The following is a 12,577-nucleotide window of genomic DNA, read 5'->3' on the forward strand; positions in this document are numbered from 1 at the left end:
GGCCAGGCTTCAGGTCGCGTGGCCGAGCTCGCTGCAGCTGCGCAGCATGTCATCGGAGCCGGCCTCGTTGGCGAGAACGGCGAACAGGTCGTTCTCACCAGCCATTGCCGACTTCTTCTTGGACTCCAGCACCAGCACCGACTGCACGGACTGGTGGTCGCATTTGCGATAGTGCTGAGGCCCCTTGGTCAGATCATATTGCAGCTTCTCCAGGGCATCGACCACCTTGTCGGTGTCGGTGCCGCCGGCGGACTGCATCGCGGCAAGCAAGGAGCCGACGCCGGAATAGCCATAGGCCCCGTAATCGGTCGGGATCGCGCCGCCATTGGCTGCCTTGAATGCCGCGTTGAAGCTCGCTGCCGACTTGCTCTGCGCCTCCAGGCCCCAATAATAATTGGCGCCGCCGACCACGCCCTCGAACACGTCGGGGCCAACTGCGAGCCGCTGGTTGTGCAGGATCACGGGCACGACGATCTTCATCTGCTGCTTGACGCCGAAATCGACCGCCTGCTTGATCGCATTGGCCTGGTCGCGGCCAAAATTGGAGACGCACAGCACGTCAGGCCGCATCGACATCAGGCGCGGCATGAAGGTGGAATAGTCGGCAGCGCCGAACGGATGCAGGATCTCGCCGACACTATCGGCGCCGATCACTGCTTGCGCGCGCTTGAAGCCGCGCAGCATCTCATGGCCGTAAGCATAGTCGGCGACGAGATGGGCGACCTTCATGCCCTTCTTCAGGGTCTGTCGCGCGACCGCCGCGGTCGTCATGTGCGGATTGAGCGCCTCGTGGAAGGTGAATTTGCTGAAATCCTTGGCTTCGTTGATGGTGTCGGATTGGCTGATCGAGACGTAGATCACGCCGCGGGCGCGGGTGACCTCGTTGACCGCGAGTTGCACCGCGCTCGAGAGCGCGCCGACCACGGCGTGAACCTTGTCCTTCTCGATCAGCTCCAGGGTGCGGGTCGCGGCCTCACCGGCGTTGAGCTTGTCGTCGCGCACCAGGAGCTCGACCTTGCGGCCGCCGATGCCGCCCTTGTCGTTGACGAGCTTGACGGCGAGCTCGGCGCACTTGACCTGGTCGCGCGCTTCCGCGGCAAATGGGCCGGTGAGCGGCGTCGGAAAGCCGATGCGGATGGTCTCGTCAGCGGCGCGGCCGATCCGGGGCATGGCGAGCAAAGCCGCGCCGGCCGAGAGGCCGGCGAGTGCGGTACGGCGGGTTACCTTCGGGGTCGAAACGGAACTGGGCATGATGTCCTCCAATGTCTTTTCAATTGTCTGTTCTAGAAGCGCTTCAGGGCTTTCAGGATTTTCGCAGGGGTGATCGGAATCGAATTGATCGTGGCATCGAACGGCGCGAGCGCGTCGTTGACGGCGTTGAGCACGCAAGCCGAGGCCGCTGCCGTGCCGGCCTCGCCAACACCCTTGGCGCCGAGCACGGTGTCGGCGGTCGGCGTCTCAACATGGGCGATGACGATGTCCGGCATCTCCATCGGCATCGGCACGAGGTAGTCGGCGAGTGATCCGTTCATGAGCTGGCCGGTGTCGCTGTAGCGGCACTCCTCGAACAACGCCGCGCCCAGCCCCTGCACGATGCCCCCGCGGAGCTGCTCGTCGACCAGCATCGGATTGATGATGCGGCCGCAATCCTCGACGATGAAATGCTTCAGGAGCTTGATGAGCCCGGTGTCGACATCGACCTCTAGGAGACAGCCCTGGATACCGTTGGTGAAGGCAAAGGGATAGCCCTGCGGGGCAAAATGGTGGCTCACGGTGAGCTGCGCCTGCGCGCCCGGCGGCAACGTGTCGGACCGGAAATAGGCAATGCGCGCGATCTCGGCGATCGGCAGGCGCGGCTTGCCCGTCGCAACGTCCACGACCTCGCCGTCGATGATATCGAGCGCCGACGGCTGCTCCTGGAGAATGAGCGCGGCGATCTCCAGGATGTTGCGCTTGAGCACGCGCGTCGCCTGCAGCGCGGTCTCGCCCCCGATGCCGGCACCGCGGCAGGCCCAGGTGGCGCCGCCATGCGGCGTGACCTCGGTGTCGCCGGTAATCACCCTGACGTGGTCCTGAGCAACACCGAGTTGGTCCGCCACGATCTGGCTGATGATCGCCTCCGTGCCCTGCCCCTGCTCGGTGACCGAGATCAGGCAGCGAACCTCGCCCGACGGCGTCAGGCTGAGGATGGCGCCATCCTGCGAGGAGATGCGCGCGCCGCCGACCCCGTAGAAAGCCGGGCTCGGATTGGTGATCTCGACGAAAGCCGCAATGCCGATGCCGCGATAGATGCCGCGCTTGCGCAAATCGGCCTGCTCGGCGCGCAGTCTGTCATAGTTCATCATCTCGTGCAGGCGCTTGAGACAGGCCTGATGCGACAGCGCCTCGAAGCGATAGCCGGTCGGCGAGGTCTGCGGATAGGCATCGTCGGGGATGACATTCAGCGCGCGGATGGCGAAGGCATCGAGCCCTATCTTGCTCGCTGCCATGTCGACCAGCCGCTCGGTGACCGCGCAGGCGATGGGATGACCTACGGCGCGATATTGGCTGGTCTGCACCTTGTTCTGGAAGATCACCTCCAGCGCGGCGCGATAGTTCGTCAAGCGGTAGGGCGCGCCGATCAGGCGGATCACCTGGTTGCCTTCGACCACGCTGGTGCGCGGATAGGTCGAGAACGCTCCGATCGCGGTCAGGTCCACAACGTCCATCGCCAGGATTTCGCCCTTGGCGTCGAGCGCCATCCGCGCTCGAACGCGGTGGTCCCTGGCATGGATGTCCGAGACGAAGGACTCCATGCGGTCGGCGACGTATTTCACGGGCCGGCCGAGCAGGATCGATAGGCCGACTACCGCCATGTCCTCGTTATAGACATGCAGCTTCATGCCGAAGGAACCGCCGATATCGGTTGCGATAACGCGGACGCGGGCTTCTGGAATATTGTAGTGCCGCGAATAGAGGTCCTGAAACTGATACGGCGTCTGCGTACCGTGATGCACCGTGAGCAAGCCCGCCGACGGATCGTAGTCCGCGACGAGCGCGCGTGGCTCGAGCGTCACCGCCGTGTGGCGACCGAAGGTGAATTCTTCCTCCACCACATGGGCCGCATGCATAAAAGCGTCGTCCACGGTGCCGCTGTCGAGCTGGCTGCGGAAGCAAACGTTACTGGCGCTGCCCGGATTGATTACCGGCCCGCCGGGCTTGCGCGCGCCGTCGATGTCGACGACGATGGGAAGGTCCTCGTAGTCGACCTCAATCAACTCCAGCGCATCTTCGGCGATCGCCCGGCTCTCGGCGACGACGGCAACCATTGCCTGCCCCGCCCAGACCACGCGATCGAGCGGCAACGGCCATTGCGGCGTAGAGGTCATGCCTTTGAAATGGTCGAGCGTCCCAGTCCAGGGCGTGCAGATCCTGGCAAAGTCGGCCCCAGTCGCAACGAGATGCACGCCCTCGACCGCGCGCGCCGCGTCGGTCTTGATCGCAACGATCTTCGCGTGCGCATGCGGGCTGCGAAGGAACGCGGCGTAGAGCATGCGCGGCAGCTTGAGGTCGCTGACATAGCGCCCGCGCCCAGCCAGCAAGCGCTTGGCGTTCGGCCGCGGCACGGAACGGCCGATATAGGAGTTCGGGCGGTCGAGCGAGGTCAGGGGCGCGCTCATGTCGCAACTCCGCCTTTGCTGCGCGCTTTCGCCACAGCGTCGATGGCATCGACGATCGCCTCATAGCCGGTGCAGCGGCAGTAATTGCCCGACAGCGCATCGCGGATCTCGCCACGGCCCGGCTCTGCCACCCGCGACAGCAGCTCCTGCGCATTGATCAGCATGCCCGGCGTGCAGAAGCCGCACTGCAGCGCGTTGCGGCGGTGGAATTCGGCCTGAAGGTCGGCGAGCACACCGCCCTCCGACAGTCCCTCGATGGTGTCGATCCTCGCGCCATCGGCCTGCACCGCGTAGATCAGGCAGGAATGGATAGCACGGCCGTCGAGCTGGACCAGGCAAGCACCGCAGGCGCCCATCTCGCAGCCGGCATGCGTGCCGGTCAGCTCGAGCTTGTCGCGCAGGCAATCGACCAGCGTGTCGCGCGGTGCGACATCGCAGGCCACCTTGCGACCGTTGACGACGAAGCGCACGCGCACCGTCGCCTCGGCCTCATCCAGCAGGGTTTCGTCGAAGCCGCTCATGCGCCCTCTCCAAGACGTCCGAGCAGGCGGCCCAGCAGCACTCGGGCGAGATGCAGCCTCATCGCCGGCGGCACCTCGTCGCTGTCCGGCGGCGCGAGATCGCCGTCGAGCGCGCCTTGCGCCGCAGTGATGCGTTCCGCATCGAGACGCGAACCGATCAGGGTACGTTCAGCCCCCTTCACCCGGGTCGGCGTATTGCCGACGGAGAAGAACGAGATGCGAATGTCCTCGATGCGGCCACCCGGACACGTTGCCATGATTCCGCAGCCGACCAGCGCATAATCCCCGCGGCGCCGCGCCAGCTCGTCGAAGGCAAAGCGCTGATCGGCCTTGAACAGCGGGACATGAATCGAGGTGATGAGCTCTCCGGGCTGCAGCGCCGTCTCGAACAGGTCGATGAAGAAATCGTCGGCCTTGACGCGCCGGCGGCCTGAGGGACCGGCGATCTCGATCTCAGCGTCGAGCGCCAGCGTCATCGCCGGAAATTCGGACGCGGGATCGGCGAGTGCGACGCTGCCGCCGAAGGTGCCGCGGTTGCGGATCGCGGGATGGGCGACGAAGGGCGCGGCGGCATGCAACAGCGGCGCGAACTCGGCGATCAGCGGCTCGCTCAGCATTTCGCAATGGCGCGTCAGTGCGCCGATCCGCAAGCTGCCGCCTTCGCGCCTGACGCCGCGCAGCTCTTCGATATGAGTGATATCGACGAGCAGCCGCGGCGCCTGCAGCCGCAGCGACAGCGCCGGCACGAGGCTCTGGCCGCCCGCAATGTAGCGCGCATCGTCGCCGGCGCGTGCGTGAGCATCCAGCGCCTGGTCGATCGTCGCAGCACGAAAATAGCTGAAAGCCCTCGCCTTCACTGCCGTTTCCTCGAGATTCCTCGGCTCATCAGCCGGGATGCCAGATTTGTAACCATCTGGTCTCAAAATCCTGACACGCCTCCCGGAGACGGTCAACAGGAAATGACCATTTGGTCACAAAGGCGGCTTGGGTTATGAAGGCGGCGGTACGTTTGATTCAGCGACGAAATGGCCCGAAAAGCGCAGAAAACGGCGAAGCGACCGGTTCGCAAGCGGACCGAGACAGGCAGCAAGTCCGCGCCAAAGCGTCGCAACATGCGCGCGGCCGACCGCGAGCGCGCGATCGTGGAGGAGGCCATTCGCTTCTTCGCCGAGCATGGTTTCGAAGGGCAGACGCGCGAGCTGGCCAAGCGCATGGGTATCACGCATTCGGCGATCTATCGCCACTTCCCCAGCAAGGAAGCGTTGATCGAGCGGGTATACCAGGAGGTCTATCTCAGCCGCTGGTCACCAGACTGGGGCCCGATGATTCGCGACCGTTCACTCTCGCTCGAAGCGCGGCTGACGCGCTTCTATCTCGACTATGTCGAGCGGGTGTTCGAATACAACTGGGTGCGGATCTTCGTGTTCTCCGGCATGAAATCGTTCGGCATCACCAGCCGCTATCTCGACATCGTCCGCCGCGAGATCATCGAGCCGGCGGCGGCCGAGTTGCGCTTTGACCTGAAGCTGCCCAACGCGAAGGCTCACTCATTGAGTGAGCGCGAGACTGAGCTGTTTTGGGGCTTGCACGGCCGCATCTTCTATCTCGCCATCCGCAAGTTCATCTACGAAACGCCGATCCCATCCGATCTCGACGCCATCGTCCGCGACGCGGTCCAGACCTTCATGGACGGCGCCAAGACGACGATGCCGAAATTGTTGGCGAGCGATTAGCTACTTCGCAAGGCTCGGTAGGTCGAGGCCCTTGTCGCGGGCGCAGTCGATCGCGATGTCGTAACCGGCGTCGGCGTGGCGCATGACGCCGCTCGCGGGATCATTCCACAGCACGCGTTCGATGCGCTTTGCAGCCTCTGGCGTGCCGTCGGCGACGATCACCATGCCGGCGTGCTGCGAATAGCCGATGCCGACTCCGCCGCCGTGATGCAGCGAAACCCAGGTCGCACCGCTGGCGCAATTGAGCAGCGCGTTCAGCAGCGGCCAGTCCGACACCGCATCCGAACCGTCCTTCATCGCCTCGGTCTCGCGGTTGGGACTCGCGACGGAGCCGCTGTCGAGATGATCGCGGCCGATCACGATCGGCGCTTTCAACTCGCCGCGCGACACCATCTCGTTGAAGGCAAGGCCAAGGCGGTGACGATCGCCAAGGCCAACCCAGCAGATCCGCGCCGGCAGGCCCTGGAATTTGATGCGCGCCTTGGCCATGTCGAGCCAATTGTGCAGATGCTTGTCATCCGGCATCAGCTCCTTGACCTTGGCATCGGTCTTGAAGATGTCCTCGGGATCGCCCGAGAGCGCAGCCCAGCGGAACGGTCCGACGCCGCGGCAGAACAGAGGGCGGATATAGGCGGGCACGAAGCCCGGGAAATCGAACGCGTTCTTCAGGCCCATGTCCTGCGCCATCTGGCGGATATTGTTGCCGTAGTCGAGCGTCGGAATGCCCTGCGCGTGGAAATCCAGCATGGCCTGGACGTGCTCGACCATCGAGGTCTTGGAGGCGCGCTCGACCGCCTTCGGATCGGACGCGCGCTTGGCTTCCCACTGGGCGAGCGTCCAGCCCTTCGGCAAGTACCCGTTGATCGGATCATGCGCGCTGGTCTGGTCGGTGACGATGTCAGGCTTGACGCCGCGGCGCACCAGCTCAGGGAAGATCTCCGCGGCATTGCCGAGCAGGCCGACCGAGATTGCCTTCTTCGTCTTCGCGGCATCCGCCATGATCGCCAGCGCGTCGTCGAGATTTGCGGCCTGGCGGTCGAGATAGCCGGTGCGCAGGCGCATCTCGATGCGGCTTGGCTGGCATTCAACCGCGAGCATCGACGCGCCGGCCATGGTCGCGGCCAGCGGCTGCGCGCCGCCCATGCCGCCCAGGCCGGCGGTGAGGATCCATTTGCCGGCCAGGCTGCCGCCATAATGGCGTCGCCCGACCTCGACGAAGGTCTCGTAGGTGCCCTGCACGATGCCCTGGCTGCCGATATAGATCCACGAGCCCGCCGTCATCTGGCCGTACATCATCAGGCCCTTCCGATCGAGCTCGTTGAAATGATCGAGCGTCGCCCAATGCGGCACGATGTTGGAGTTCGCGATCAGCACCCGCGGCGCATCGGCATGAGTGCGGAACACGCCGACCGGCTTGCCGGATTGCACCAGCAGCGTCTGGTCGGCTTCGAGCTTGCGCAGGGCCGCAACGATCCGGTCGAAACTCTCCCAGTCGCGCGCGGCGCGACCGATGCCGCCATAGACGACCAGCTCGCTCGGGCGTTCCGCGACGTCAGGATCGAGATTGTTCATGAGCATGCGCAAGGGAGCTTCCGTCAGCCAGCTCTTGGCGCTGATCTCGCTGCCGCGGGGCGCGCGGATGGTGCGGTCATTGTCCAGTCGGCGGTTCATGCGGACCTCTCATCAAGTCTCGGAAACGGATCGGATGGAAGCGCTGTGAGCGCGGTGGCGGGCAGAGTGTCGGCCTCGACCAGCGCCGCGGCCTTGGCGAGATCACCGGCCATGTAGCGATCGGCACCCAGCGCGGGCACCTGCTCGCGCAATACGGCGATGACGGCAGCCAGCGGCCTGCTCGTCGCATGCGGCGCGCGCAGCGTGATGCCTTGGGCGGCGACCAGAAGCTCGATGCCGAGGATGGCGGCGAGATTGTCGGCCATGTCGGACAGCCGCCGCGCCGCGTGCGCCGCCATCGAGACGTGGTCTTCCTGGTTGGCGCTGGTCGGCGTCGAATCGATCGAGCAGGCAGCTGCGCGTTGCTTGTTCTCGGCATAGAGTGCGGCGGCCGTCACCTCGGCGATCATGAAGCCGGAATTGATGCCGGGATCAGGAGTGAGGAACGGCGGCAGGCCGAAATTGAGCGTGGGATCGACCAGTGTTGCAATGCGCCGTTCGCTGATGGCGCCGATCTCCGACAGCGCCAGTGCGATGGCATCGGCGGCGAACGCCACCGGCTCGGCGTGGAAGTTGCCGCCGGAGACGATCTCGCCGGTCTCGACCAGCACCAGCGGATTGTCGGTGACGGCATTGGCCTCGACGATCAGCGTGCGCGCGGCCTGCGCGATCAGATCGAGCGCGGCGCCCGCGACCTGCGGCTGGCAACGCAGGCAATAGGGGTCCTGCACGCGCTCGTCACCTTCGAGATGCGACAGGCGGATGTCGCTGCCGTCGAGCAGTGCAGTCAGCGTGGTGGCCGCGGCGATCTGGCCGGCATGGCCGCGCAGCGCCTGAATTTCGGGACGGAACGGCGCCGTCGACGCCATCGCCGCATCGACCGACAATGCGCCGGTGACGAGCGCGGCGCGTGCCAGGCCGAAGGCGCGTAGGACGCCGGAGACGGCATAGGCGGTCGAGAATTGCGTGCCGTTGATCAGCGCCAGGCCCTCCTTGGGGCCGAGCGTCAGCGGCACGAGGCCAGCGGATGCCAGCGCCTCGCGGCCCGGCACGACTTGTCCGTCAACGATGGCCTGTCCCTCGCCGATCATCACCGCCGTCATATGCGCGAGCGGGGCGAGATCGCCGGAGGCGCCGACCGAGCCCTGCTGCGGCACCAGCGGAGTGACGCTCCGCGCCATCATGGCCTGCAGCTGCTCGATCACCGCGCGGCGTACACCGGAGGCGCCACGGCCGAGCGAGACGATCTTCAGTGCCATCATCAGGCGAACGATCGGTTCGGGTGTGGGCTGGCCGACGCCGCAGCAATGCGACACGATCAGGTTGCGCTGGAGCAGCGCGGTCTGGTCGGGCGGAATGCGCTTCGAGGCGAGCTTCCCGAACCCGGTGTTGATGCCGTAGACCGGCGCAGCGGCTTGCGCGGCCTTTGCGACGATCTCGGCAGCTGCCTCCACGCGCGGCCAGAACGACGGGTCGAGCACGACAGGAGCACCCGCAAGCACGCCCGCGAGATCGGTGAGGCTGACCGTTCCCGGCGTGACGACGATCGCTGCGCCCTGCTCCGTCACTGGCCCCTCCATACCCGGCGATGCAGCGGATTGAAGCCGATGCGGTAGACGAGCTCGGCGGGCCGCTCGACGTCCCAGATCGCGAGATCGCACCACTTGCCGGCTTCCAGCGTGCCAGTCTCATCGAGCACGCCGAGTGCACGCGCGCCCTCGCGGGTGATCCCGGCAAGGCACTCGGCCACATTCATCCGGAACAACGTCGCGCCCATGTTCATGGTGAGCAGCAGCGAGGTCAGCGGCGAGCTGCCGGGATTGCAATCGGTCGCGAGCGCCATGGGCACGCCATGTTTGCGAAAAGCCTCGACCGGCGGCTTCTGCGTCTCGCGAATGAAGTAGAACGCACCGGGCAGCAGCACCGCGACCGTACCGGCCTTCGCCATCGCGGCGGCGCCGGCTTCGTCGGTATGCTCCAAATGGTCGGCCGACAGCGCCGAGAATCTTGCAGCGAGTGCCGCGCCGCCGAGGTTCGACAATTGGTCGGCGTGGAGCTTGACCGGGAGCCCAAGCGCTCTCGCGGTCTCGAACACAAGCGCCGTCTGCTCCGCCGAAAATGCGATGCCTTCCATGAAGGCGTCGACAGCGTCGGCGAGGCCAGCCTTCGCAACGGCAGGAAGCATCTGTTTGCAGACGAGATCGATGTAGCGATCCTTGTCACCGTCCGCCTCGACCGGCAATGCATGCGCGCCGAGAAAGGACGTGCGGATCGCAACCGGCCGCTGGCGACCGAGGCCGCGCGCGGCCGCCAATTGCCGCATCTCGGTCTCGGTATCGAGGCCATAGCCGGATTTGATCTCGACGGTGGTGGCGCCCTCGCCAATCAACGCATCGAGCCGCGGCAGCGCGCTCGCGACGAGATCTGCCTCGCTCGCCTTCCGCGTCGCCGCCACCGTGGAGACGATGCCGCCGCCGGCGCGCGCGATCTCCTCGTAGCTCGCACCTTTCAGGCGCAGCTCGAACTCGTGCGCGCGGTTGCCCCCATAGACGAGATGGGTGTGGCAATCGACGAGGCCGGGCGTGATCCAGCGCCCCTCGCAGTCGATCCGCTCGTTCGCATCCGCATCCGCGGGAAAGTCCGTCGCCGCACCGGCGTAGACGATACGGCCGCCGCGCGCGGCGATGACACCGCGCTCGATCTCGCCGAGATCAGGACGGTCGGCCCGCATCGTGGCGAGTCGGGCATTGTGCCAGATCCGGTCGAAGCGCTCTGCCATGCAACGGTCCCTTCGCGGATGTCCCTGCGCCCCTGGGATGCTTGACTTATATGTCTAGACATATAATCGTAAGGCGGTTCTGTCCAGCCGGCGTGTAATCAATCATGACCCGACTGCATTTCGCCTCCGCGCTCCTGCCCTCGGGCTGGGCCAATGACGTGCAGGTGGTGATCACCGCCGGCGCGATCGCGGCGGTGACCGCGGGCGTGCCGCCTGCCGCCGGCGACGAGCGCCACGCCATTGCGCTTCCGGGATTGGCGAGCCTGCACAGCCACGCCTTCCAGCGCGGCATGGCGGGCCTTGCCGAGCTGCGCGGCGACAGCACCGATACGTTCTGGACCTGGCGCGAGACGATGTACCGCTTCGCCCTCGCAATGACGCCGGACGACGTCGTTTCAGTTGCGACGCTGCTTTATGTCGAGATGCTGGAGCGCGGTTTTACCCGCGTCGGCGAATTCCATTATCTGCACCACGACCGCGACGGCTCTCCCTATTCCGATATTGCCGAGATGGCCGCGCGGATCGCAGAGGCTGCCGAGGCATCGAGCATTGCGCTGACGCTGCTGCCGAGTTTCTATGCGCACGGCTCCTTCGGCGGCGCCGCGCCGCAGGCCGGCCAGCGCCGCTTCGTCTGCTCGGTCGATCAGTACGCGGCGCTGATGACGGCGTCGCGCAAGGCGATCAGCACGTTGCCCGGCGCCAACATCGGCATCGCGCCGCACAGTTTGCGTGCGGTGACGCCGGAAGAGCTTACCGCGATCATTCCGCTGGCTGACGGCGGACCGGTGCATATCCACGCCGCCGAGCAAGTCAGGGAGGTCGAGGATTGCCTGGCCTGGTCGGGCCGGCGTCCCGTGCAATGGCTGCTGCAGCACGCGCCGCTGGACCGGCGCTGGTGCCTCATTCACGCGACCCACATGACGAATGACGAAGTCAGCGCGTTCGCGGCGACCGGCGCGGTCGCGGGGCTCTGCCCGATCACCGAAGCCAGTCTTGGCGATGGCATCTTTCCCGCCCGCGAATTTCTTGCTGCTCGCGGCGCATTCGGTATCGGCACCGATTCCAACGTGCTCGTCGGCGTCGCCGACGAATTGCGTCAGCTCGAATACGGCCAGCGGCTCAAGCACCGCGAACGCAACGTGCTTTCCGCCGGCGCCGGCCGCTCGACCGGACGCGCACTGTTCGACCATGCGCTCGCGGGCGGATCACAGGCGCTGGCGCAATCGACAGCCGGCCTCACGCCCGGTGCGCGCGCTGACATCGTCACCCTCGACACTGCGCATCCATCGCTGGCGGGACGCCAGGGCGATGCCGCGATCGACGGCTGGATCTTTGCCGCCGGCAGCGGCGCGATCGACTGCGTTTGGGCCGGCGGCGAGAAGGTTGTCGAGGGCGGGCGGCACAGGCTGCGTCAGGCGGCGCGCGAGCGCTTCAACGCGGCGGTGCGGAGGCTGGTTGCATGAGCCTCGCCACCGATGCCGCCGACAAGCCGACACTCTACAAGCGCATCCGCGCCGACATCGAAAGGCGCATCCTGACCGGCGAATGGCCGCCCGGCCATCGCATTCCCTTCGAGCACGAGCTGGTGGCGCGTTACGGCTGTTCGCGCATGACCGTGAACAAGGCGCTGTCGGAGCTCGCGCAGGCAGATCTGATCGAGCGGCGGCGGCGCGCCGGCTCATTCGTGCGCCGGCCGCAGCACATGTCGGCGGTGCTCAAGATCGCCGACATCCGCGCCGAGATCACCGCGCTGGGGCGCGCTTACGGCTATGAGCTGATCCACCGCAAGCTGCGCGCCGCGACCGCTGCCGACCGTGATCGTCTCGGCGTCAAGAAGGCCGGCAAGGTGGTTGCGGTCACCTGCCGGCACAGCGCCGACAACGTGCCGTTCGCCGTCGAGGACCGGCTGATCGACCTGTCGTCCGTGCCGGACGCCGCGACTGCGGATTTCTCGCGCGAGCCGCCCGGCTCGTGGCTGCTTCACCACGTCCCGTGGACGGAGGCCGAGCACACGATCAGCGCCATCATTGCCGACGATCATATGGCGGACGCGCTCGCGATCGCCGTCGGCGCGCCCTGTCTGGTGATCGACCGCTACACCTGGCGCAGCGCGCGCACGATCACCGCCGTGCGCCTGCTCTATCCCGGTGACTCTCACCGCCTTGTCGCGCGATTCAAGGGAGGCTGAGGGGATATGTCGGCACAAATCGTGCA

At 66.1% G+C, this 12,577-nt stretch carries 10 protein-coding genes; 3 read left to right on the top strand and 7 right to left on the bottom strand.

Annotated features, from left to right (window positions below):
• Positions 1-9 precede the first annotated feature (9 nt).
• From WI560_RS23570 to WI560_RS23585, 4 genes are read right to left on the bottom strand one after another with little or no spacing between them, the layout of a single operon-like run.
• Positions 10-1,251, bottom strand: coding sequence for an ABC transporter substrate-binding protein (locus tag WI560_RS23570; RefSeq protein ID WP_375305067.1), 1,242 nt, complete (start codon positions 1,249-1,251; stop codon positions 10-12).
• Positions 1,252-1,283: 32 nt separating this feature from the next.
• Positions 1,284-3,659 (bottom strand): xanthine dehydrogenase family protein molybdopterin-binding subunit, encoded by a 2,376-nt coding sequence (locus WI560_RS23575; RefSeq protein ID WP_375305068.1) that lies wholly within the window; start codon positions 3,657-3,659, stop codon positions 1,284-1,286.
• Positions 3,656-4,180 (bottom strand): (2Fe-2S)-binding protein, encoded by a 525-nt coding sequence (locus tag WI560_RS23580; RefSeq protein WP_375305069.1) that lies wholly within the window; start codon positions 4,178-4,180, stop codon positions 3,656-3,658. Before WI560_RS23580 ends, WI560_RS23575 begins: the two co-directional genes overlap by 4 nt.
• Positions 4,177-5,037: an FAD binding domain-containing protein gene (locus WI560_RS23585; RefSeq protein ID WP_375305070.1), complete on the bottom strand. Its 861-nt coding sequence runs from the start codon at positions 5,035-5,037 to the stop codon at positions 4,177-4,179. The genes WI560_RS23580 and WI560_RS23585 overlap by 4 nt, the downstream gene beginning before the upstream one ends.
• A gap of 255 nt (positions 5,038-5,292) precedes the next feature.
• Here WI560_RS23585 and WI560_RS23590 point away from each other — a divergent pair, with 255 nt between their 5' ends.
• Complete coding sequence (locus tag WI560_RS23590) at positions 5,293-5,913, top strand: TetR/AcrR family transcriptional regulator (RefSeq protein ID WP_257195249.1); 621 nt, start codon at positions 5,293-5,295, stop codon at positions 5,911-5,913.
• Here WI560_RS23590 and hutU read toward each other — a convergent pair whose 3' ends face one another.
• From hutU to hutI, 3 genes are read right to left on the bottom strand one after another with little or no spacing between them, the layout of a single operon-like run.
• Positions 5,914-7,584 (bottom strand): urocanate hydratase, encoded by a 1,671-nt coding sequence (hutU, locus tag WI560_RS23595; protein ID WP_375305071.1) that lies wholly within the window; start codon positions 7,582-7,584, stop codon positions 5,914-5,916.
• Positions 7,581-9,152, bottom strand: coding sequence for a histidine ammonia-lyase (gene hutH, locus WI560_RS23600; protein ID WP_375305072.1), 1,572 nt, complete (start codon positions 9,150-9,152; stop codon positions 7,581-7,583). The genes hutU and hutH overlap by 4 nt, the downstream gene beginning before the upstream one ends.
• Positions 9,149-10,363 carry an imidazolonepropionase gene (gene hutI / locus WI560_RS23605; protein ID WP_375305073.1) on the bottom strand — a complete coding sequence of 405 codons (1,215 nt, stop codon included), beginning with the start codon at positions 10,361-10,363 and terminating at the stop codon, positions 9,149-9,151. The genes hutH and hutI overlap by 4 nt, the downstream gene beginning before the upstream one ends.
• A 104-nt stretch (positions 10,364-10,467) precedes the next feature.
• On the opposite strand from hutI, the gene WI560_RS23610 reads away from it, so the two are divergent.
• Entirely contained in the window at positions 10,468-11,826 is a 1,359-nt protein-coding gene (locus WI560_RS23610; RefSeq protein ID WP_375305074.1) for a formimidoylglutamate deiminase, read from the top strand.
• On the top strand, positions 11,823-12,551 hold the full coding sequence (gene hutC / locus WI560_RS23615) for a histidine utilization repressor (RefSeq protein ID WP_375305075.1): 729 nt from the start codon (positions 11,823-11,825) through the stop codon (positions 12,549-12,551). The genes WI560_RS23610 and hutC overlap by 4 nt, the downstream gene beginning before the upstream one ends.
• Positions 12,552-12,577 lie beyond the last annotated feature (26 nt).

The organism is Bradyrhizobium sp. A11 (genome assembly GCF_042077125.1).
In the GTDB taxonomy this organism is placed as follows: Bacteria; Pseudomonadota; Alphaproteobacteria; order Rhizobiales; family Xanthobacteraceae; genus Bradyrhizobium; species Bradyrhizobium japonicum_B.